The 20,981-nt window shown below is 66.6% G+C and carries 19 protein-coding genes and 1 tRNA gene; 14 read left to right on the forward strand and 6 right to left on the reverse strand.

What is annotated here, in order from left to right:
• Positions 1–148: 148 nt before the first annotated feature.
• Positions 149–343, reverse strand: coding sequence for a DUF2905 domain-containing protein (locus tag ACYP5B_RS01485; protein WP_267605280.1), 195 nt, complete (start codon positions 341–343; stop codon positions 149–151).
• Between the two features lie 43 nt (positions 344–386).
• Positions 387–1,595, reverse strand: coding sequence for a class I SAM-dependent methyltransferase (locus tag ACYP5B_RS01490; protein ID WP_459568288.1), 1,209 nt, complete (start codon positions 1,593–1,595; stop codon positions 387–389).
• A 15-nt stretch (positions 1,596–1,610) separates the two neighbouring features.
• On the opposite strand from ACYP5B_RS01490, the gene ACYP5B_RS01495 reads away from it, so the two are divergent.
• The 3 genes from ACYP5B_RS01495 to ttcA all read left to right on the forward strand — a co-directional run bounded on the left by ACYP5B_RS01495 (position 1,611) and on the right by ttcA (position 4,020).
• Positions 1,611–2,438: an SDR family oxidoreductase gene (locus tag ACYP5B_RS01495; protein WP_459568289.1), complete on the forward strand. Its 828-nt coding sequence runs from the start codon at positions 1,611–1,613 to the stop codon at positions 2,436–2,438.
• Between the two features lie 68 nt (positions 2,439–2,506).
• Positions 2,507–2,908 carry a dihydroneopterin aldolase gene (locus tag ACYP5B_RS01500; RefSeq protein WP_318233908.1) on the forward strand — a complete coding sequence of 134 codons (402 nt, stop codon included), beginning with the start codon at positions 2,507–2,509 and terminating at the stop codon, positions 2,906–2,908.
• A 170-nt stretch (positions 2,909–3,078) separates the two neighbouring features.
• Positions 3,079–4,020, forward strand: a complete 942-nt coding sequence (gene ttcA / locus ACYP5B_RS01505) for a tRNA 2-thiocytidine(32) synthetase TtcA (RefSeq protein WP_459568290.1) — start codon at positions 3,079–3,081, stop codon at positions 4,018–4,020.
• Between the two features lie 18 nt (positions 4,021–4,038).
• Here ttcA and ACYP5B_RS01510 read toward each other — a convergent pair whose 3' ends face one another.
• Positions 4,039–4,905: a DUF6279 family lipoprotein gene (locus ACYP5B_RS01510; RefSeq protein WP_459568291.1), complete on the reverse strand. Its 867-nt coding sequence runs from the start codon at positions 4,903–4,905 to the stop codon at positions 4,039–4,041.
• A 257-nt stretch (positions 4,906–5,162) separates the two neighbouring features.
• Here ACYP5B_RS01510 and glmU point away from each other — a divergent pair, with 257 nt between their 5' ends.
• On the forward strand, positions 5,163–6,524 hold the full coding sequence (glmU, locus tag ACYP5B_RS01515; RefSeq protein WP_318233910.1) for a bifunctional UDP-N-acetylglucosamine diphosphorylase/glucosamine-1-phosphate N-acetyltransferase GlmU: 1,362 nt from the start codon (positions 5,163–5,165) through the stop codon (positions 6,522–6,524).
• Between the two features lie 120 nt (positions 6,525–6,644).
• A complete protein-coding gene (gene glmS / locus ACYP5B_RS01520) occupies positions 6,645–8,483 on the forward strand; it encodes a glutamine--fructose-6-phosphate transaminase (isomerizing) (protein ID WP_459568292.1) in 1,839 nt (612 codons plus the stop codon).
• 560 nt (positions 8,484–9,043) lie between these two features.
• On the opposite strand, the gene ACYP5B_RS01525 is transcribed toward glmS, so the two are convergent.
• Positions 9,044–10,477: an HDOD domain-containing protein gene (locus ACYP5B_RS01525; RefSeq protein WP_459568293.1), complete on the reverse strand. Its 1,434-nt coding sequence runs from the start codon at positions 10,475–10,477 to the stop codon at positions 9,044–9,046.
• Positions 10,478–10,485: 8 nt separating this feature from the next.
• On the reverse strand, positions 10,486–12,267 hold the full coding sequence (locus ACYP5B_RS01530) for a putative bifunctional diguanylate cyclase/phosphodiesterase (protein WP_459568294.1): 1,782 nt from the start codon (positions 12,265–12,267) through the stop codon (positions 10,486–10,488).
• Between the two features lie 323 nt (positions 12,268–12,590).
• On the opposite strand from ACYP5B_RS01530, the gene ACYP5B_RS01535 reads away from it, so the two are divergent.
• The 6 genes from ACYP5B_RS01535 (at position 12,591) to chrA (ending at position 16,738) form a co-directional block, all read left to right on the forward strand.
• On the forward strand, positions 12,591–13,010 hold the full coding sequence (locus ACYP5B_RS01535) for a hotdog fold thioesterase (protein ID WP_400091369.1): 420 nt from the start codon (positions 12,591–12,593) through the stop codon (positions 13,008–13,010).
• A 152-nt stretch (positions 13,011–13,162) separates the two neighbouring features.
• Positions 13,163–13,237: transfer RNA gene (locus tag ACYP5B_RS01540), tRNA-Cys, on the forward strand.
• 229 nt (positions 13,238–13,466) lie between these two features.
• A complete protein-coding gene (locus tag ACYP5B_RS01545) occupies positions 13,467–13,910 on the forward strand; it encodes a GNAT family N-acetyltransferase (RefSeq protein ID WP_400091370.1) in 444 nt (147 codons plus the stop codon).
• 16 nt (positions 13,911–13,926) lie between these two features.
• Positions 13,927–15,042 carry a bifunctional nicotinamide-nucleotide adenylyltransferase/Nudix hydroxylase gene (locus tag ACYP5B_RS01550; RefSeq protein ID WP_459568295.1) on the forward strand — a complete coding sequence of 372 codons (1,116 nt, stop codon included), beginning with the start codon at positions 13,927–13,929 and terminating at the stop codon, positions 15,040–15,042.
• A 43-nt stretch (positions 15,043–15,085) separates the two neighbouring features.
• On the forward strand, positions 15,086–15,232 hold the full coding sequence (locus tag ACYP5B_RS01555) for a hypothetical protein (protein ID WP_459568296.1): 147 nt from the start codon (positions 15,086–15,088) through the stop codon (positions 15,230–15,232).
• Between the two features lie 144 nt (positions 15,233–15,376).
• Entirely contained in the window at positions 15,377–16,738 is a 1,362-nt protein-coding gene (chrA, locus tag ACYP5B_RS01560; protein ID WP_400091375.1) for a chromate efflux transporter, read from the forward strand.
• A 4-nt stretch (positions 16,739–16,742) separates the two neighbouring features.
• Here the strand turns inward: chrA and ACYP5B_RS01565 are convergent, their stop codons facing one another.
• Positions 16,743–17,663 (reverse strand): LysR family transcriptional regulator, encoded by a 921-nt coding sequence (locus tag ACYP5B_RS01565; RefSeq protein ID WP_400091376.1) that lies wholly within the window; start codon positions 17,661–17,663, stop codon positions 16,743–16,745.
• Positions 17,664–17,835: 172 nt separating this feature from the next.
• Between ACYP5B_RS01565 and ACYP5B_RS01570 the strand changes: the two genes are divergently transcribed.
• Genes ACYP5B_RS01570 through leuD form a run of 3 tightly spaced genes read left to right on the forward strand, consistent with a single transcriptional unit; the run spans position 17,836 to position 20,980 of the window.
• Complete coding sequence (locus tag ACYP5B_RS01570) at positions 17,836–18,846, forward strand: tripartite tricarboxylate transporter substrate binding protein (RefSeq protein ID WP_459568297.1); 1,011 nt, start codon at positions 17,836–17,838, stop codon at positions 18,844–18,846.
• A gap of 51 nt (positions 18,847–18,897) precedes the next feature.
• Positions 18,898–20,316 (forward strand): 3-isopropylmalate dehydratase large subunit, encoded by a 1,419-nt coding sequence (leuC, locus tag ACYP5B_RS01575; RefSeq protein WP_459568298.1) that lies wholly within the window; start codon positions 18,898–18,900, stop codon positions 20,314–20,316.
• A complete protein-coding gene (leuD, locus tag ACYP5B_RS01580) occupies positions 20,309–20,980 on the forward strand; it encodes a 3-isopropylmalate dehydratase small subunit (protein ID WP_459568299.1) in 672 nt (223 codons plus the stop codon). The genes leuC and leuD overlap by 8 nt, the downstream gene beginning before the upstream one ends.
• Position 20,981: the final 1 nt, after the last annotated feature.

The raw sequence follows: 20,981 nt of genomic DNA on the forward strand, positions 1-20,981 counted from the left end.
GCCTGGCCGGCGGAAATCACGGCTACACCGATTGGTTCTCTATTCCAGTCGGTTTGCTCCCCTCTCCCACTTGTGGGAGAGGGGCCGGGGGAGAGGGCGGGCGGTCGCAGAGGCGATATCCGCCACCATGCCGCGGCGTCCTCAGGCGCTAGAACAACTTCCCAATCACCAACGCCACCATCGACAACAGAATCGTCGAAGCAAACGGCAACACGAACTCCCGCCCGAACAACCGAAACCGCAGGTCCCCCGGCAGCCGACCCAGCCCCAACTTCTGCAGCCAGGGTAGCGCCGACGACAGCACGACGACGGCGAGGAAGATGGTGAAAGTCCAGCGCAACATGGCGGCGTGCCTAGAGGATAAAGGGTGGGATGCGGTGCCAGGACTATAGCGCGTGGCTGCGATCGCCGCGTGCGAAGCCTGCCAGCGGCAGCGCCGCATCGAAGTCGCGGGTCAGCGCGATGACCTTGAACAGTTCGCCCATCTCGGCCTCCGACAGCAGCTTTTGCACTGCGTTGGCGGCGGGCAGGAAGTTGCGCGTGTCGTTGGGGTCCAGCGCCATCAGCAGTTCGGTGATGCCGGCATTCATCAGGAAGCGCGCCTGCGAGGCGAAGCCGGCCACCGTCAGCCCGGCATCTGCCGCGGCGTGGGCGATGCCGCTGAAGTTGACGTGGGCGGTGATGTCCTGCAGGCCGGGGTAGAGGAAGGGGTCCGGGTGGGCGTGATGGCGGTAGTGGCACATCAGCGTGCCGCCGACGCGCTGCGGATGGTAGTACTCGGCGGCGGGGAAACCGTAGTCGATCAGGAACACCGCCCCGCGCGTGAGCATCGTGCCCACCGCCCGCATGAAGCCTTCGGCCTCGGCGTGGGTTTCGGTGACGATATCGTGGTCGCCGGCCACGGCGTGCAGCGCCGCGGGCAGGGCATCTGCCGCCAGGGGGCGGTCGGAGAAGACAAAGGCGGCGTCCGCTGCGTCCGCTTGATCGGCATCGTCATCCCGGCGGGCTACGCCGCGCTCCAGCCAGCGGGCATGGCTGCGGGCGAACAGCCGCACCGGCATGGCGTCCAGCACTTCGTTGCCGACCACGATCCCCTCGAAATGCTCGGGCAGGGTATCCAGCCAGGCGACGCGCGGGGCCAGGTGCGGCGCGCGCGCGGCCAGCGTGGCCTGCTGGCGCGCGCGCAGCTCGCCGGAGAGCTCGACGATGGCGTAGCGCTCGGGCAACTGGCCTTCCTGCTCCAGGGCCAGCAGCAGGTCGGCGGCGAGCCGGCCGGTGCCGGCGCCGAATTCCAGGGCCTGCGACAGGCCTTGCGCCAGCAGGGGCGCGAACTGGCGCGCGAGCGTACGGGCGAAATACGGGCTGAGCTCGGGGGCGGTGATGAAGTCGCTGCCATCGCGCGCGTCGCGGCCGAACTTGGCGGCGCCGCCGCTGTAGTAGCCCAGCCCGGGCGCATATAGCGCAAGCGCCATATAGCGGTCGAAACCGAGCCAGCCGCCCGCGTCGTCGATAGCCTGGCCGATGTGCGCGGTCAGCGCGGCGGACGCCGACAGTGCGTCGGCGGGGGGAAGGGGTAAACTAACGCCTTTGTGCATACCGCGATTGTAGCAATGCCAGCCTCCGAATCCCCTGACTCCGCATCGCCTGCCGGCGCTACCGCCGCCGCAGCCTCCGCTACCCCCGCGCGCGGCATCGCGCTTGTCACCGGCGCCGCGCGCCGGCTCGGGCGCGTGATCGCGCTGGAACTGGCCGAGCGCGGCTGGGACGTGGCGGTACACTGCCACCGCTCGCTGGCCGAGGCCGAGGCGCTGGCCGAACAGATCCGCGCCGGCGGACGGCGCGCCGCCGTGCTGCAGGCCGACCTGGCCGACGAGGCGTCCACCGCCACGCTGATCAAGGCCTGCACCGATGCGCTGGGCGTGCCGACCTGCCTGGTCAACAATGCCTCGCTGTTCCAGTACGACGTGGCCACCAGCTTTTCCTATGCCTCGCTCGATACGCATATGCGCACCAATGTGGCCGCGCCGCTGCTGCTCGCGCGGGAAATGCACCGTGCCATGTCGGACACGCAGCGCGGCGTGGTCATCAACCTGCTCGACCAGAAGCTGGATAACCTGAATCCGGACTTCCTGTCGTACACCCTGTCCAAGGCGGCGCTGCAGACGGCCACCGTGCAACTGGCCCAGGCACTGGGACCCAAGCTGCGCGTGGTGGGCGTGGCGCCCGGCATCACCATGGTCTCGGGCGACCAGTCCAGCCCGGGCTTCCGGCGCGCCCACCGCATGACGCCGCTGGGGCAGTCGTCCACGCCGGAAGACATCGCGCAGGCGGTGGCCTACCTGGCCGAGGCGCGCGCCGTGACCGGCACCACGCTTTACGTCGACGGCGGCCAGCACCTGATGCCGCTGGCGCGCGACGTGATGTTCCTGACCGAATAATCGAATAACGTACCGGCGCGCGCCATGACCGCGCGTGCCTTCTCCTTCTTTTTTCCTCTCCCCCCATCATGACCATGCTCGCCGCCCTCACACACCCCAGCCTGCAAGACTGCCGCCGCATGTTCTTGCGCAACTACGAAGTGCAGATCAATATCGGCGTGCACGAATTCGAGAAAAAGGGCGAACAGCGCGTGCTGATCAATATCGACCTGTTCGTGCCGCTGGCCCAGAGCACGCCGCAGGACGACAAGCTGCAGGAAGTGGTGGACTACGACTTCATGCGCAATACGGTCGCCGAGCGCATGGCGCAGGGCCACGTCCACCTGCAGGAAACCCTGTGCGACGACGTGGCGCGCGCCATGCTCAAGCACCCCAAGGTGCGCGCCGTGCGCGTATCGACCGAAAAGCCGGACGTGTATCCGGACTGCGATTCGGTCGGCGTCGAGGTGTTCCACATCAAGAGCGAGTAAGTTAGTCAGTGCCTTAGTCAGTGAGCTAGTTGCTCTGGCAGGCCACCGGCGCAGGGTGGCGGCTCACGGTAAAATGCCGGGTTCTCCGGCCCCGGCAGCTCGCATGTGATGCAACTGCCGCATTGTGCGCCGCTTTGCCTTTGCTTTGCCGTACCCATCGCCCCATCGCCATGACCGCCACCACGCATTCCAAGAACTTCTTCCGCCTGGAGACCTATCTCCAGTCGCAGACGGGCCGCGCCATCGGCGATTTCAAGATGATCGAGGATGGCGACACGGTGCTGGTGTGCCTAAGCGGCGGCAAGGACTCGTACACCATGCTGTCGGTGCTGATGGCGCTGCAAAAACGCGCGCCGGTCAAGTTCAAGCTGATCGCGATGAACCTGGACCAGAAGCAGCCGGGCTTTCCCGCGCACATCCTGCCCGCCTACCTGAAATCGGTGGGGGTGGAGTACGTGATCGTCGACGCGGATACCTATTCCATCGTCAAGGAGAAGGTGCCCGAGGGCAAGACCACCTGCTCGCTGTGCTCGCGCCTGCGCCGCGGCGTGATCTACCGTACCGCCAAGGAGCTCGGCGCCAACAAGATCGCGCTGGGCCACCATCGCGACGACATCATCCAGACCTTCTTCCTGAATCTGTTCTTTGGCGGCAAGATGAAGGCGATGCCGCCCAAGCTGGCCACCGACGACGGCCAGCACATCGTGATCCGCCCGCTGGCCTATTGCCCTGAAAAGGACATTGCCAGCTACGCGCGCGCCATGGAGTACCCGATCATCCCGTGCAACCTGTGCGGCTCGCAGGAGAACCTGCAGCGCAAGAAGGTCAAGGAGATGGTGTTGGAGTGGGAGCGGACCAATCCGGGGCGCACCGACAATATCTTTGCCGCGCTGCGCAGCGTGGTGCCGTCGCATCTGGCCGATACCGATCTGTTCGATTTCAACGGGCTGGCAACGGGCCTGGCCAAGGTGGACGAGGCGGCGCTGTTCGGCGAGACCACCTTCTCCCAGCAGCCGCTGGTTTTTGCCGGCGGCATGGAAGAGAACAAGCTGGAATTCGTGCGCTTCGAGAAATCCGCGCCGGCCAACCCGGCGCAGCCTGGCGCCGAATAGGCCACCCGCCGGCCCCCGTCAGTTCTCCGCGCGCGCTGGCCGGGCCGCTGCCGCATTGACGGTGCCATCCCGCATCAACGCATTCGCATCCTCGATCCATTTCTGGAAGCGATCCGCGGCGTGCGCCTTCTGCTCCGGCGTGGTCAGGTTGGCAATGGTAGTGGTAAGTGCCAGCCCAGCCTCGTTATTGGCGTCATAACGGGCATTGCGTTCCCGGGTAGGCGGGTTCTGCCAGTGATCGCCAAAGCGCTTTAGCATCTCCACGACCTGGGCCTTGGGCGGATGCTCGGCCTGCACCTGGCGCACCAGCGCCAGCCATTCCTGCTGGCGCTTGACGCGCTCCGCATAGCGCGCCTCGGCGCCTTGCACCACGGGTGCCATGGCGCGGCGGATGGTGGCTTCCTGTTCACTCGAGAAGCGGCCGTAGACCAGCCGCGCGTAGTCCATTATCTTGTCGAACCGGGCTTCCTCGCGGGCGGCCGGGTCGGGGCGCAGGTATTCCTTGCGGTATTTGGCGTTGGCGTCGGCGAACTTCTTCTCCATGCGGGCGATCTGCTCCGGCGTCAGCGTCAGCAACAGGTCGGCCACGTCGGGCATGGAGCGATCGAAGGCGACGCGTGCCAGGCGCTGGGCGTCGTCCTGGATCTTGCCGACCGCGGCCGCGGAGACCGGTTGCTGTACCTCGCTCCTGGCCTGGCGCAGCAGGCCGACGATCTCGGGCAACTGGTCCTTGCGGTGCCAGGCGAAGAAGCGGACGATGGCGTCGCGGGTGAGGGGTTCCTGGCTGGCGGAGACATCGACGTAGTTGTCGATCCACCAGTAGGCGAGCCGGTCGCCCTGCTGGTAGCCTAGCTTCATGGCATTGCAGGCCGTCAGGGCGACCACGGCTGTGACCAGAAAGAGACGCCGGAGAAGGTCCCCACGCAGGATGGGAAAGGCGGTCAAACGGCGCAAAACCCCCATGATAGAATCCTTTTCCGCGCGTTTTGGCGGCTGATCGCGCCCGCGATTCCCGGCCGGTGCTGGTTTTGCCGCCGGTTTTGGGGTTCGGGCCAGGATCCTGGCCAACGCTGCCGGCCCCCGGGCTCTCCGAGGGGGTGATTCATACTGTTTGCTGTACACACTCACTTAGGATCCTCCTTGTGAATATCGTCATTCTCGCTGCAGGAATGGGCAAGCGGATGAACTCTGCGCTGCCCAAGGTCCTGCATCCCCTCGCTGGCCGGCCGCTGCTTGCTCATGTGATTGAAACGGCGCGCAAATTGTTGCCGACCCGGCTCGTGGTGGTGGTTGGGCATGGCGCCGACCGCGTGCGCGAGGCGGTTGGCGCGCCAGACGTCGCTTTTGCCCTGCAAGCCGAGCAGCTTGGCACCGGCCATGCCGTGGCGCAGGCGCTGCCGCTGCTCGACGACAGCCAGCCGACCCTGGTGCTGTACGGCGATGTACCGCTGACCGAGGCCGCCACGCTGCAGCGCCTGGTGGCCGCGGCCGGCAGCGAGCGCTTCGGCATCCTGACGGTCGAGATGGATGACCCCACAGGCTATGGCCGCATCGTGCGCGACGCGGGCAAGATCGTGCGCATCGTCGAACAAAAGGATGCCAGCGAGCCGCAGCGCGCCATCCGTGAAATCAATACCGGCATCATCCTGGCGCCCACCGGCCCGCTGCGCCGCTGGCTGTCCACCCTGCGCAACGACAACGCCCAGGGTGAGTATTACCTGACCGACGCTGTCGAGCGCGCGGTGGCGGACGGCATGGAAGTGGTTTCCGCACAGCCCGATGCGCTGTGGGAAACGCTGGGTGTCAACAGCAAGGTGCAGCTCGCCGAGCTGGAGCGCATTCATCAGCGCAACCTGGCGCAGCGCCTGCTGGAAGCCGGCGTGACGCTGCTGGATCCGGCGCGCATCGATATCCGCGGCGAGCTCACCTGCGGGCGCGACGTCACCATCGACGTGAACTGCGTGTTCGAAGGCCGCGTGCACCTCGAAGACGGCGCGCATATCGGCGCCAACTGCGTGCTGCGCAACAGCACCGTAGGCGCTGGCGCGCGAGTGCAGCCGTTCTGTCATTTCGAGGATGCCAGCGTTGGCGCGGCCGGCCGCATCGGCCCGTACGCGCGCCTGCGCCCGGGCACGGTGCTGGGCGAGGACGTGCATATCGGCAACTTTGTCGAGGTCAAGAACAGCCAGATCGCCGCGCACAGCAAGGCCAACCACCTTGCCTACGTGGGCGACGCCACGGTCGGCTCGCGCGTCAACATCGGCGCGGGCACCATTACCTGCAACTACGATGGCGCGAACAAGTACCGCACCGTCATCGAGGACGATGTCTTTATCGGTTCCGATACGCAGCTGGTCGCGCCGGTGACCGTGCGCCGCGGCGCCACCATTGGCGCCGGCACCACGCTGACCAAGGAGGCGGCGGCCGACAAGCTGACGCTGTCGCGCTCCAAGCAGATGACGCTCGACGCGTGGCAGCGTCCGGTCAAGCAAGCCAAGAAATAAACCCCGCCACCGTGCGGCCGGGATACGGCCGCACGGCAATGGCAACTCGCGGGAGACGGCATCGCCGTCCTCGCGCCATTCATCCGGTGCGGCCGTGTCCGCGCCCTGTGGGAGAAGAATATGTGCGGCATCGTCGGCGGGGTTTCCTCGCGCAATATCGTTCCTGTCCTGATCGAAGGACTGCGTCGCCTCGAGTACCGTGGCTATGATTCGTGTGGCGTGGCGGTGGTGCGCGATGGCGCGCTCGAGCGCGCCCGCACGGTCTCGCGCGTGGCTGACCTGGACGAGCAGACCCGCGCGTCCGGCCTGTCCGGCATGACCGGCGTGGCGCATACGCGCTGGGCCACGCACGGCAAGCCTGACACCATCAACGCCCACCCGCATTTCTCGGGCGAGTCCATCGCGCTGGTGCACAACGGCATCATCGAGAACTATGAGCCGCTGCGCGAAGAGCTGCGCGCCGCCGGCTACGGCTTCGAGTCGCAGACCGACACTGAAGTGGTGGCCCACCTGATCCACCAGGTCTACACCTACCCGAGCAGCGCCACGCGGGGCGACCTGTTCGCCTCGGTGCGCGCGGTGACCAAGCGCCTGCGCGGCGCCTACGCCATCGCCGTGTTCTCCAAGGACCATCCGGAACGCGTGGTCGGCGCCCGCGCCGGCTCGCCGCTGGTGGTGGCGCTGGGCGACAACGAATCCTTCCTGGCCTCCGACGCGCTGGCCGTGGCGGGTACCGCCAACCGCATCATCTACCTGGAAGAAGGCGACGTGGTGGAGCTCACCCGCGAAGGCGCGACCATCCGCGACGCGCACGACCACCTGGTCGAGCGCGAAGTGCGCGTGGTTGAGACGCACGCCGCGGCGGTGGAGCTGGGCCCGTACCGCCACTTCATGCAGAAGGAAATCTTCGAGCAGCCGCGCGCGCTCGGCGATACGCTGGAAGGCATCGAGGCCATCACGCCGGAACTGTTCGGCGAGACGGCCCAGAGCGTGTTCAGCGAGATCGACAGCGTGCTGATCCTGGCTTGCGGCACCAGCTATTACTCGGGCTGCACCGCCAAGTACTGGCTCGAATCGGTTGCCAAGATCCCGACCCAGGTCGAGGTGGCGAGCGAGTACCGCTACCGCGAGACTGTGCCCAATCCGCGCGCGCTGGTGGTGGTGATCTCGCAGTCCGGCGAGACCGCCGATACCATGGCCGCCCTGCGCCACGCCAAGTCGCTGGGCCACACGCATACCCTGGCGGTGTGCAATGTATCCACCAGCGCCATGGTGCGCGAGACCGAACTGCGCTTCCTGACCCGCGCCGGCACCGAGATCGGCGTGGCGTCGACCAAGGCCTTCACCACTCAGCTCGCCGCGCTGTACATGCTGACCCTGGCGCTGGCCAAGGTACGCGGCAGGCTCACGGCCGAGGCGGAAGCCGCCGCGCTGACCAACCTGCGCCACCTGCCTGTGGCCCTGCACGGCGTGCTGGCGCTGGAGCCGCAGATCATCTCCTGGTCCGAGGACTTTGCCCGCCGCGAAAACGCGCTGTTCCTGGGCCGCGGCCTGCATTACCCCATTGCCCTGGAAGGCGCGCTCAAGCTCAAGGAAATCTCGTATATCCACGCCGAAGCCTATCCGGCCGGCGAGCTCAAGCACGGCCCGCTGGCACTGGTGACCGAGGCCATGCCCGTGGTCACGGTGGCGCCCAACGACGCGCTGCTGGAAAAGCTGAAATCCAACATCCAGGAAGTGCGCGCCCGCGGCGGCCGGCTGTATGTGTTCGCCGACAGCGACACGCACATCCAGTCCACCGAGGGCATCCAGGTGATCCGCCTGCCCGAGCACTACGGCGACCTGTCGCCGATCCTGCACGTAGTGCCGCTGCAATTGCTGGCGTACCACACCGCCTGTGCGCGCGGCACCGACGTGGACAAGCCGCGTAACCTGGCCAAGTCGGTCACGGTGGAGTAACGCAAGCGATAGCGATAGCGGCGATAGCTGCTGCTGCAAGCCGCGCCGCACGGCATGGCCAGGAACGCCTGGCCGGCCGGGCGGCTTGGCCGGCATGGGTAAGCGCGTATTCATGCCAGTTGCCGGTGGAGGGCGCGCGGCCAGACGGCCGGGTTTGCGCCGATACTGGTTTCAGGATGGTCTTTCGGCTCGCCGCACGCTATCGGTGAGTTGCCTACTTTGGTATCGGCCAACGCCGCCGGGGCGCGCCATGCGCTCGTTCACCTCGCTCGCCTCGTTCGCCTCTTTCGTTTGGTGGACTTGAATAGTCCCCGTCAATGGCCAAACATCTCGCACGGCTGTGTTCTCGCCGATTGACGTGCCCGACACAAGGCCTCCTGCAGATCCAGACAAGCAGGAAGACGATAAAAACCTAAAACACCAATGCGAATATGCGGGCCAGGTGCTCTAGGCGTCCCGCCGCACACCTTGCCTCGGGAATGACCGAAGATTGGCTTGCCGGGCGGCTCCTACGCCGCCCAGGATTTTGGGGATAACAATGCCTGAGGCCAGCGCCGCGCCTACCTGTGCTCGGCAGACCGGAGGAAGCTCGCCGAGATCTCTCGCGTGAGCAGGCTGATGGCTTCCATCTCCCCATCGGACAGTCCGCCCGTGCAGGCGGTTGGGCCCCAGTCTCCGCAGATCACGGCGACGCAGCGATTCTTGATCATCACGGGCGCCAGCAGGATGGAGCGGGCATCGGGCATCTGTTCCCGATACCAGCGGGGCACGCGGTGCGCCACCTCTTTGTCAAAGGAGTCTTCGAACAGCAGCGGCTTGTTGCCGATGGTGGCGAAGTGAAAGATGTCGGGGACGAATCCTTCCTCGAACGATAGCGCTTCCATCTTCTCGCGCATGCCCTCGCCAAATCCAACCCGTGCGCCGAAGCGCTTGGCCATGGGGTTGAGCAGCATGAGGAAGCAATGCGAGAAATTCAGCGCCTGCATGGTCGATTCGAGCACCAGCGGCGCCAGCTCGGAGACCGGCAGCTCGCTGCCCTCGCGTTGTACCTCCAGCAGGCTTTGCTGAAGGCGCTCGAGGGCATCCTTTGGCTTGCCGGCATTCAGCGCAGGGCTCGCCTGTGCTGTCTCCGGCAACTCGGCATTGGTCATGGAGACGTTCAATGCCTGCGCCTGCCTGACCGCGCATTCGACCGCGGAAGATTGCAACCCCAATGCCTGGGCGTGATCCAGCAGCAGGGACTGCACGACGTCCGCGGGCGCGTCCCTTGCGAGCAGCGCCGCGGCACGCGAGGACACGTCGGCAATGGCACCGAGCCAGTCGGCATGGGATTCCAGGACTGCTTTGGCGTCAAGGCGCTGGCAGCGCATCGAGGTTGCGATCAGGCTGGGCAGCCGCCATTTGGCGGCAGCCGCTGCCGCAATGTCTTCGAGGGTGACGCCCAGCACCTGCTGGCACGCTTGGCCTTCCCGCGCGGGGTCGCCCTCGCACAGGGCCTGGATCCGTTCCCACTCCTCGGCAAAGTAGAAGACCAGAAGCAGGCGGCTCATGTGGTGCATCAACGTGCAAACCACGGCTTCTTCCGCCTGCCTGATGCCTTGCGCGTTGCTCAGCGCGCGCGTGAGCTCGCCGGCGACCAGGGCCTGCCTCAGCTCGATGGAAGCCTGCGGGCGATTGATGGCCACGCCGGAAAAATAGTCCAGCAACTGGACCCCGAGCGTGAGGTGGCTGATCGCTTCTACCCCCAGGACCAGGATGGCGCGCGACACCGTCGTGACTTCCCCCCCGAACGAGCGATACATGGCGGAGTTGGCCAGGCGTATGACCTTCTGCGACAAGCTGAAATCGGAGAGCACGCCCGCGGCCATCTCACCGACGCTGGTGTCGCTGTTCAGCGTCTTGAAGATGTTGTCGATGCAGAACTGCAGCGTGGGGAAATCCCCTTGCTGCGCCATGCGGTTCCATAGTGTCTCGAAGAACGTCTTGTTTGACATGGCGGCGTCTATTTCGAGAACACTTGGGCGCTGCCAAGCTGCAGCATGCCGGCTTGCGCCTGGTCCACGAACTGGGCCGGGCTCATCGCCTTCGCATAGCGCCAGCCCTGCACCAGCTCACAGCCTTGCTCGGCCAGCAACTGGCTTTGCTCGTCGGACTCCACGCCTTCCGCGATGGCCACCAGCCCGAGCTCCCGCGCGAGCGACAGCACGGCAAACACAATGGTCCGCGCATGCGGGGAGTCCATCATGTCGGCCACAAAGCTCTGGTCGATCTTCAGTGCCGAGAGCGGGAAGCGGCGCAGGTAGGACAGGCTGGAGTACCCCGTGCCGAAGTCGTCGACCGCGAACCGCACGCCCAATGCGCGCAACTCCGTCAGCAAGTCTTGCGCCGCTTCGGGGTCGGTCATCAACGCGCCTTCCGTAATTTCCAGGACCAGCCGGTGCGAGCTGATGCCGGCATCCTTGATGGCCCGCCTGACGCTGTCCGCGAAGCCGGGGTGCCTGAACTGCACCGGCGAGACATTGACGGATATGTATCCCACGTCCAGGCCTAGCGCATCCCAGCTTGCCAGTTGCGCGCAAGCGCAACGTAGCGCCCACGCCCCAAGATGGTTGATGAGGCCGTTATGTTCGGCAACCGGGATAAACACACCCGGCGGGACACACCCCGTCGGGTGTTGCCACCGCATCAGCGCCTCGACCGCGCAGACCTTGCCGGAGCCGGGCCACACGATCGGCTGGTAGTGAAGCAGGAACTCGCCGTTCTGGACGGCCTCGAACATGTTCTGTTCGATCCGGAACTGCTCGTCCAGCCGATGCTCCAGCTCCGGCGTGTAGACGCAGTATCGATTCTTGCCCTGCGCCTTGGCGTCATACATGGCCAGATCCGCCCGCTTGAGCAGTTGCGACTCGGGCTGATGGGCCAGCGTGCCAAAGGTGAGGCCCAGGCTGGTGGTGACGCGGATCTGGCAACCGGCCAGGTGAAAAGGCTGCCTGCAGACATGGATCACCTTCTCCACGATGCCGATGGCGGCCGCTTCCGATGCGATCCCGTCCAGCAGCAGCACGAACTCATCGCCGCCCAGCCGAGCGACCATGTCCGTCGGGCGCACGGCGCCAAGCAGCCGCACGCTGACTTGCTTGAGCAAGGCGTCGCCAAATTCATGGCCGAGCGAGTCATTCACCTTCTTGAACCCGTCGAGGTCCATCAAGGCAAGCGCAAATGGCGCCTTTCCCGTGCCATCTTCGGCAAAGTACCCGGCAATGCGTTCGCGCACCATGGCGCGGTTGCCTACGCCGGTGAGCGGATCGCGAAAAGACGCCTCGATGAGCCGCTCTTCGTTGTCGACCCAGTCGGTCACGTCGTAGCCAAACAGCAGCAAACTCGGGTTGCCATCCTCGTCGGCATAGCGGCACACGCGCAGGTCCAGCCAGCGGCTTTCGCCGACGCCGCCGGAGAAGCGGATGCGGCTGGTCTTGCAGGGCGCGTCTTGCTCGCAGGCACGCAGCAGCTCGGCGAGCCGCTCACGCTGCTCGAACGAGACGACATCCAGGATCGAGGATTTAAGAAGGTATTCCCGGGGATAGGCAAGCAGCTGCGCCGAGGCTTCGGTTGCCAGGATGATGTTGCCCGCGTCATCGATCTGTAGGGCAAGCCCGCCCGAAGCCTCGAGCAATGCCCAGGCAGCCCGCGCCGATACCCCGGTGGATAGGAGCGGGTTCCGGTCGGAGGATGGCCATTCAGGGGGCTCGTCCGCTAGAACTGCGTCATACGTAAACGACGTCATGGAACTCTGGTTGAAACTCGGGCCGAATTGAGCGTCTGGTGATCCAACGCCGCCAGCGCTGCCGTGCCTGGCTGTCTTGCGCATTAAAGTGATTTTGGATGCATGTTACCCATGCTGCGCATGCCAGTTTAACGCTTTACCACGACGTTCGATCACCCGAATGCGTTACCTGGCAAGAGATTGTGGCGCCGTTGCACAGGAGGCCCCTCGATACATCGATGGCCCAAGCCTGGCTGACACGGATTTGCCGGATACTTCCCGCCCCGCGAACGTTCGCGCACTGGTGCCTTAGAATGCAGCACAAACCAGATCGGAGACCGTGCATGCTGTGGAAATCGACCCCCTCCCTGAAAGACCTCCAGGACCGCCACAAGGACACCGCCGTCGAGCAACTCGGCATCGAGTTCACCGAGATCGGCGCGGCTTCGCTCAGTGCACGCATGCCGGTGGACCGCCGCACCGTGCAGCCGTATGGCATCCTGCACGGCGGGGCTTCGGTGGTGCTGGCGGAGACGCTGGGCAGTTGCGCCGCCAGCCTGTGCCTGGATAGCGAGACGCAATATTGTGTCGGGCTCGACATCAATGCCAACCATGTGCGCGCGGCGCGCACCGGCTTTGTGACCGGCACCGCCACGCCGGTGCATATCGGCCGCACCACCCATGTGTGGGCCATCGAGATCCGCAACGACGAAGGCAAGATGGTGTGCGTCTCCCGGATCACCATGTCCATTCTTTCGCGCTGAGCGCCACGGCCCAAGGCCGGCATGGTGCGATGTCCCTGCCTTCAGCAAGCGTGCTCCCGGCTGCAGCTTCGCGCTCCGTGCAGAGTTTTTCATTTCCGGCTACACTGCGCCCCGCACTGTAAGCGGACGCCAAAACGCGGCGTCCCGGCAGCGGCGGGGTGGCAGAGTGGTTATGCGACGGTCTGCAAAGCCGTACACGGCGGTTCAATTCCGTTCCCCCGCCTCCAGGTTTCCAGTCATGCGGGTGTTCCGCCCGCACTCTCCTGTCAGTCCCTCCTGCCTCCGGCCATCGGCGCCTGGCAAGGCCTTGCACACTTGTTCCACACAAGCAGCGGACAAGGCGTCATTTATGCCGTTTTCCCCGCTGGAACAAGTCGCCCGAATCATGTAGTGTGAAGTCAACGCAGTCCATCCATGACAACCTCCGCCATCGTGCGTGGCGGGGAGATAATTGCAATGACAAGAGATCTGCGTATCCGCGCCGCACAACCGGCCGATTGGCCGGCAATCGCGGAAGTTCTTGAAGCCTGTGGCCTCGCCAGCGACGATCTCGATCCCTCGCTGGCGTTGTTCCATATTGCCGTGCTCGACGGCGGGATTGTCGGTTGCGCCGGCGCCGAAGGCTATGGCGACACCGTAGTCGTGCGCTCGGTCGCGGTGTTGCCGCCCTATCGCGATCGCGGCATCGCCTCCCATATGGTTTCCGCCGTGCTGATGCGCGCCCGTGCCAGCGGCTGCACGCGCGCCGTGCTGCTGAGCGCCAGTTGCCCCAGCTACTTTGCCCGCTACGGGTTCTCGTTGATCTCGGCCGATCGCCTGCCGCCGGAAGTGCGCGCGTCGCGCGAATTCCGGCAGCAAGAGGGCGCGCTGCCGCTATGCATGTGTTGCGAGCTGAAATGATCCACCTGACGTGCCGATGACCCCGACGAACCCGACGAATCCACTGAACCCGACCCGGCCGGCGAGCGCTGTCCCCTTCGATTACCTGGTCTATATCGGCCGTTTCGAGCCCATGCACAACGGGCACTTCGCCATGCTGCGCCAGGCGCTGGCGCAGGCCCGCACGGTGATCGTGGTGCTGGGTTCCGCGGGTGGCGCCCGCACCGTGAAGAACCCGTTTACCGCGGATGAGCGCCGCCAGATGATCGAGGGCGCGGTGGCGGCCTGGGACGCCGCGCGCGTTGCCGACCTGCGTTTTGTGGTGGTGCGCGACTACTACGAAAGCGCGCGCTGGACAGCGGCAGTGCGCGCCGTGGCGGGCGCGGTGATCGATGCGCCCGCGCACGGCACGCCGCGCGTTGGCCTGTTCGGGCACTTCAAGGATGCGTCCTCGGGCTACCTCAATGACTTCCCCGGCTGGGAGCTGGTGCCGCAGCCAAGCTTCGGGCAGCTCAATGCTGCCGACGTGCGCCGCCAATGGTTCGAGCAGCAGGGGGGGCTGCAAGGGCTGGAGAGCGTGCTGCCGCAGCCGGTGGCCGCGTTCCTGCGCGAGTTCGCCGGGCGCGAAGCGTTCGCGACCTTGCTGGCCGAGTACCGCTTCCTGCAGGACCACGGCCGCCGCTGGGCGGCCGCGCCGTATCCGCCGGTCTTCGTGACCGTGGATGCGGTGGTGCGCTGCTGTGGCCAGGTGCTGCTGATCCGCCGTGGCGGACAGCCAGGCCGCGGCGCCTGGGCGCTGCCCGGCGGCTTCCTGGACCAGCACGAGCGCGTGGCCGATGCGGTGCTGCGCGAGCTCGACGAGGAAACACGCTTCGGCCTGCCCAAGGCGGCGCTGCAGCAGTCCTTGCGCGACCAGGCGCTGTTCGACCATCCCGAGCGCAGCCAGCGCGGGCGCACGCTGACCCACGCTTTCTTCTTCGACCTGCCGCTCGATGCGCTGCCGGCGGTGGCCGCCGCCGATGACGCGGCCGCGGTACGCTGGGTGCCGCAGCAGGAGTTGCTGGCGCTGGAAGGGCAGATGTTCGAGGATCACCTGCTGATCCTCGATCGCTTCCTGCATCTGTTCGACGGCGAGGCGCAGCCCGCGGGCTGAGCCGACCCGCCGCCGGGATCAGTGTCCGCTACCACGGCGGTAGATGAGATGTGAACTGGTTGGTCATGCAATAGCGGTGAACGATGCGGCGGCGCCAACCGAGCTGACGCCGTGCGAGCACATCTACGAGAAACTCGGCGTGGAGACCCGCACGGCCGCCGTGGCGGCCGCGCAGCGCGCTCTGGCATAGGCCAGCCTTTGGCCAGCAGCGCTGGTGTTGCGAATGCGCTTCATCCAGGCCGGCTGTATGGGTGGTTGGCAAACATGTCGACACAAGCCTCTGCTATCTTAGGCGCCCCGCCTGTCGCTGGCCTCCACTCCCATATTGGCTCCCATGCAAGCTTCGACTACCACGCCGGACACCGCAGCCCCGGCCGCCATCAGCCTGCGCCAGGCTTTCTGGTACTGGCTCAAGCTGGGCTTCATCAGTTTTGGGGGCCCGGCGGGGCAGATCGCCATCATGCACGAGGACCTGGTCGAGCGGCGCCGCTGGATCTCCGAGAGCCGTTTCCTGCATGCGCTCAATTACTGCATGGTGCTGCCTGGCCCGGAGGCGCAGCAGCTGGCGACATATATCGGCTGGCTGATGCACCGCACCTGGGGCGGGGTGATCGCGGGCGGGCTGTTCGTGCTGCCGTCGTTGCTGATCCTGATGCTGCTGTCGTGGATCTATATGCGCTTTGGCGAGGTGCCGGCGGTGGCGGGAGTGCTGTACGGCATCAAGCCGGCGGTGACGGCCATCGTGATGTCGGCGGCGTGGCGCATCGGCTCGCGGGCGCTGAAGAACAGCTGGTTGTGGGCGATCGCGGCGGCTTCGTTCGTCGCCATCTTCGCGCTGGAGCTACCATTTCCGGTCATCGTGCTGGTCGCGGCCTTGATCGGCTACGCGGGCGGCCGGTTTGCGCCCGCGCGCTTTGCCAGCGGGGGCGGGCACGGCGCGGGCAAGGCCGGCTTTGGCCCCGCGCTGCTGGACGATCACACACCCACGCCGCCGCATGCGCTCTTCACGTGGAAGCGCTTCGCGCTGGTGCTGGCGGTGTTCCTCGCGATCTGGGCGCTGGCGCTGGGCGCGCTGGCCTGGCGCTACGGCTGGCAGGGCACGCTCACGCAAATGGGCTGGTTCTTCACCAAGGCCGCGCTGATGACCTTTGGCGGCGCCTATGCGGTGCTGCCCTACGTCAACCAGGGCGCTGTTCAACACTACCACTGGCTTACCGCGCCGCAGATGATCGACGGCCTGGCGCTGGGCGAAACCACGCCCGGCCCGCTCATCATGGTGGTGGCCTTCGTCGGCTTTGTCGGCGGCTGGACGCAGGCCGTGTTCGGTGCCGATGCGGTGGTGGTGTCGGCCGCGGTGGCGGCGACGGTGGTGACGTTCTTCACCTTCCTGCCGTCGTTCCTGTTCATCCTGCTGGGCGGGCCGTTCGTGGAAAGCACGCACGGCAACCTGAAGTTCACCGCGCCGCTGACCGCCATCACCGCGGCGGTGGTTGGCGTGATCGTCAACCTGGCGGTGTTCTTTGCCTATCACGTGCTGTGGCCCGCCGGGCTGCAAGGGCGCTTCGAGTGGCCCTGCGCGCTGATCGGACTGGCCGCGGCGGTGGCGTTGTTCCGTTTCAAGGCCGGCGTGATCCCGGTGATCCTCGCTTGCGGCGCCGCCGGGCTGGCGCTGGTGTTCGTGCGCGGCATGGGCTGAGCGGCTACCAGCCACTATAGGGCGCGCCCGCCACGCGGTGGGCCGCGAAGTGCTCCGCCAGGAAGTCCACGAACGCGCGCACCTTGGCCGTGAGGTGGTCACGCGTGAGGAATACCGCGTACACATCGGCCGGCGGCGTCTCCCAGTCGGGCAGCACCTGGCGCAGCCGCCCAGACCTGAGCATCGGCGCCACCTCCCATTCGGAACGCATCAATATGCCGTGGCCTTGCAAGGCCCAGCCGAGCGCCACTTCGCCATCGTTGGTGCTGGCCGGGCCGCGCACCTTCACGGTTTCCTGCCGGCTCGCCGAGCGCAGATGCCAGGTGCCGTAGGTAGCGTCGCTTTCCCGGATCACGATGCAGCGATGCTGCTGCAGCTCGCGCGGCGAGGCCGGCTCGCCGTGGCTGGCCAGGTAGCGCGGTGCGGCGCATAGCAGGCGGCGGTTGTGCGCGAGGGGACGGGCGGTGAGGCGCGCATCGGGCAGGTCGCCCACGCGGATGCCGATGTCGAAGCCCGCTTCGGCCAGGTTGAACGGGCGGTCGGTGAGTTCAAGCTGCACCTCCACCTCGGGGCAGGCCAGCAGGAAGGCGCCCACCGCCGGCGCCACGTGGCGCCGGCCGAAGCCCAGCGTGGCGTTGACGCGCAGCAGTCCGCGCGGCGCCACCCGGCTGCCGCCCAGCCCTTGCTCCAGTTCCTCCAGCTCGGCCAGGATGCGTGCGCCCTGGGCCAGGTAGGCCTCACCCTCCTGCGTGACGCTCAGGCGGCGCGTGGTGCGGTTGAGCAGGCGCACGCCCAGGCGCGTCTCCAGCGCCGCCAGCCGCTTGCTGGCGGCCGACGGCGTGATGCCGAACTGCTGGGCCGCGCCGGCCAGGCTGCCGCGCTTGACCAGGGTAACGAAGAAGGCGAGGTCGGAGAAATTGTCCACGGTGCACGGTACAACGTCGCGTCTGGTGTCGAGATTAGTGAAGTCAGCGACTGAATGAAAGTCTGTGGATGAAATTATAGCGGTGGGTTCAATGGTTAAACTGGCATCTCAATAAGCGCGGCGGCATTGGGGGCGTTCCCCGTCAGCCAGCCTGCCACCCAGGAGACCCCATATGACCCGCTTTGCCGCCATCGCCCGCCGGATCTGCCGGATCCGCCGGCTACCGCTAGCCTTGGGCGCTGTCGCCCTGTCGGTTGCCCTCGCGCCGGCCGCCGCCTCGGCCGAGACGTTTCCCGCGCGCCCGATCCGCCTGATCGTGCCGTTTGCCCCCGGCGGCAGCGTTGACATCGCCGCGCGGCTGATCACCGAAGCGTGGGGCCGGCAGCTCGGCCAGCCCGTGGTGGCGGATAACCGCGCGGGCGCCTCCGGCAATATCGGCATGGACCAGACCGCCAAGGCCAAGCCCGATGGCTATACGCTGGCCATCAACAACGTGGCGCTGGCGGTGAATCCTTCGCTGTTCGCCAAGCTGCCGTTCGACACCGAGCGCGACCTGATGTCGGTCGGCACCATGGGCACCTCGCAGCATGTGCTGGTGGTGACCAACAGCCTGCCGGCCAAGGACGTGAAGGCGCTGATCGCGCTGGCCAAGAGCCGCCCCGGGCAACTGAGCTTTGGCTCGGCAGGCACCGGCAGCACCTTCCATATGGCGGCGGAGCTGTTCAAGTCGGAGTCCGGCACCGCCATCCTGCACGTGCCGTACAAGGGCGGCGGCCCGGCCATGGTTGACACCATCGCCGGCCAGGTGCAGCTCAGCTTCCCGGTGCTGTCGGCCGCGCTGCCGCAGGTGCAAGCCGGCAAGCTGCGCGCGCTGGCGGTGACCGGGCCCAAGCGCTCGCCGCTGCTGCCCGATGTGCCCACCATCGCCGAGGCGGGCCTGCCCAACTACGCCTTCGAGACCTGGTTCATCGTCAGCGCGCCGGCCGGCACGCCCAAGGACGTGATCGCCAGACTCAACCAGACGCTGAACCAGGCGCTGGCCGCACCGGAGATCAAGGCGCGCCTGCTCAAGGAAGGCTTCGAGCCGCTCACCATGAGCCCGTCCCAGGCCGACGCCATGCTGCACAGGGAAATCAAGCGCTGGGCCGCACAGATCAAGCAGGCCGGCATCACGCCGGAGTAAGCGCAGTTCTTTCTACCGCGCTTTTTTAACCCACATCAAGCAGGCTGTCCCATGTCAGGCCTTACCTTCTATCGCAAGCTGGTGGATTCGCACACCGTGGCCGCGCTCGACGCCGACCACGTGCTGCTCTACGCGGATCTGCACCTGATGAACGAATACACCAGCCCGCAGGCTTTCGCCGGGCTGGCCGCGCAGGGCCGGGGCGTGCCGTCGCCGGGCCAGCAGGTGGCGGTGGTGGACCACATCATTCCCACCCATGCCGAAAGCCCGCGCCGCATCCAGGATCCCGCCTCGGCGCTGCAGGCGCGCAACCTCAAGCGCAATTGCGACCAGCACGGCATCCCGCTGTTCGATACCGATGACGCGCTGCAGGGCATCGAGCACGTGATCGCGCCCGAGCACGGCATGATCCGCCCGGGCATGGTGGTGCTGTGCGGCGACAGCCATACCACCACCTACGGCGCGCTGGGCGCGCTTGGCTTTGGCATCGGCACGTCGGAGGTGGAGCACGTGCTGGCCACGCAGACGCTGGTGTACCGCGTGGCGATGGACATGCGCATCCGCGTGGACGGCATGCTGCCGCGCGGCGCCACCGCGAAGGACCTGATCCTGCATATCATCAGCCGCATCAGCGCGCAGGGCGCGCGTGGCTATGTGGTGGAGTTCACCGGCAGCGCCATCGCCGCGCTGTCCATCGAGGCACGCATGACCTTGTGCAACATGACGGTGGAAGCCGGCGCGCGCGGCGCGCTGATCGCGCCGGATGCGGCGGCCATCGACTACGTGCTGGCCCGCGCCGCCGATATCGATGCAACGCTGCGCGCGCGCGCGCTGGCCTGCTGGCGCGCGCTTCACTCCGATGCGGATGCAAAGTTCGACTGCGAGCTGGTATTCGACGCCAGCCATGTGGCGCCGTACGTGAGTTGGGGCACCAGCCCCGATCAAGCGATCCCCATCGATGCGCGCGTGCCGCTGGTGGAGGATGCCGTCGACGACACGGCGCGCAGCGCTGCCGCCAAGGCGCTGGACTACATCGGCCTGCAGGCAGGCGCCACGCTCGAAGGCTTGCCGGTGCAGCGCGTGTTCATCGGTTCGTGCACCAATGGCCGCATCGAAGACCTGCGCGCGGTGGCCGCCATCGTGCGCGGGCGCAAGGTGGCCGAAGGCGTGCGCGCGATGGTGGTGCCGGGCTCCGGCGCGGTGCGCCAGCAGGCGGAGGAAGAAGGCATTGCGCAGGTGCTGCTGGATGCCGGCTTCGAATGGCGCAAGCCGGGCTGCTCGATGTGCCTGGCCATGAACGACGACGTACTCGCGCCGGGCGAGCGCTGCGCCTCCACCACCAACCGCAATTTCGAGGGACGCCAGGGGCGCGCCGGGCGTACCCACCTGATGAGTCCCGCCATGGCCGCCGCCGCGGCGCTGACCGGCTGCATCACCGATGTACGCCGCCTGGAGCAGACCGATGCCTGATGCAATGCCTGATTCAATACCTGATCACGATTCCGACCTGATCACCGCGCTTGGCGCGCCCCTGCCCATCGGTAACCTCGACACCGACCAGATCATGCCCAAGCAGTTCCTGCGCATCATCGACAAGGCGGGGCTGGACCGTGGCCTGCTCTACGATATGCGCTTCGACGCGCAAGGCGCGCCGCGCCTGGAGTTCGTGCTCAACCAGCCGCGGTACCAGGGTGCGGGCGTGCTGGTGGCCGGCCCGAACTTTGGCTGCGGCTCGAGCCGCGAGCACGCTGTATGGGGCTTGCAGCAATTCGGCATCCGCGCGGTGATTGCGCCGAGCTTTGGCGAGATCTTCTACTCCAATGCCATGAACAACCGCCTGCTGCTGGTGATGCTGCCGCAGGCGCAAGTGGATGCGCTGATGGCCGTAGTGTCGCGCGACGTGCCTGCGCAGATCGACATCGACCTCGCGGCGATGACGGTGAGCGCTGGCCCCCTGCGCTTTGCCTTCACGCTGGCCGAGCGCCACCGCACCATGTTCCGGCAAGGGCTGGACATGATCGGTGCAACGCTGGCACAGTCGTCGCAGATCGCCGGGTTCGCGCGGCGTCATCATCATGCGCAGCCCTGGCTGCAGGACGTCGCCGCCAAGACCATGGCGCGACTGTCCGCCTGAA

Source organism: Cupriavidus sp. 8B (genome assembly GCF_054589115.1).

Excerpts from the sequence above, each read along its gene's own strand:
- ACYP5B_RS01545 (WP_400091370.1), top strand. The coding sequence starts at position 13,467 with ATGACAAGAGATCTGCGTATCCGCGCCGCACAACCGGCCGATTGGCCG.
- ttcA (WP_459568290.1), top strand. The coding sequence starts at position 3,079 with ATGACCGCCACCACGCATTCCAAGAACTTCTTCCGCCTGGAGACCTAT.
- ACYP5B_RS01495 (WP_459568289.1), top strand. The coding sequence starts at position 1,611 with ATGCCAGCCTCCGAATCCCCTGACTCCGCATCGCCTGCCGGCGCTACC.
- ACYP5B_RS01525 (WP_459568293.1), bottom strand. The coding sequence starts at position 10,477 with ATGTCAAACAAGACGTTCTTCGAGACACTATGGAACCGCATGGCGCAG.
- ACYP5B_RS01555 (WP_459568296.1), top strand. The coding sequence starts at position 15,086 with ATGAGATGTGAACTGGTTGGTCATGCAATAGCGGTGAACGATGCGGCG.
- ACYP5B_RS01500 (WP_318233908.1), top strand. The coding sequence starts at position 2,507 with ATGACCATGCTCGCCGCCCTCACACACCCCAGCCTGCAAGACTGCCGC.
- ACYP5B_RS01535 (WP_400091369.1), top strand. The coding sequence starts at position 12,591 with ATGCTGTGGAAATCGACCCCCTCCCTGAAAGACCTCCAGGACCGCCAC.
- ACYP5B_RS01570 (WP_459568297.1), top strand. The coding sequence starts at position 17,836 with ATGACCCGCTTTGCCGCCATCGCCCGCCGGATCTGCCGGATCCGCCGG.
- leuD (WP_459568299.1), top strand. The coding sequence starts at position 20,309 with ATGCCTGATGCAATGCCTGATTCAATACCTGATCACGATTCCGACCTG.
- leuC (WP_459568298.1), top strand. The coding sequence starts at position 18,898 with ATGTCAGGCCTTACCTTCTATCGCAAGCTGGTGGATTCGCACACCGTG.
- glmS (WP_459568292.1), top strand. The coding sequence starts at position 6,645 with ATGTGCGGCATCGTCGGCGGGGTTTCCTCGCGCAATATCGTTCCTGTC.
- chrA (WP_400091375.1), top strand. The coding sequence starts at position 15,377 with ATGCAAGCTTCGACTACCACGCCGGACACCGCAGCCCCGGCCGCCATC.
- ACYP5B_RS01490 (WP_459568288.1), bottom strand. The coding sequence starts at position 1,595 with ATGCACAAAGGCGTTAGTTTACCCCTTCCCCCCGCCGACGCACTGTCG.
- ACYP5B_RS01550 (WP_459568295.1), top strand. The coding sequence starts at position 13,927 with ATGACCCCGACGAACCCGACGAATCCACTGAACCCGACCCGGCCGGCG.
- ACYP5B_RS01485 (WP_267605280.1), bottom strand. The coding sequence starts at position 343 with ATGTTGCGCTGGACTTTCACCATCTTCCTCGCCGTCGTCGTGCTGTCG.
- ACYP5B_RS01530 (WP_459568294.1), bottom strand. The coding sequence starts at position 12,267 with ATGACGTCGTTTACGTATGACGCAGTTCTAGCGGACGAGCCCCCTGAA.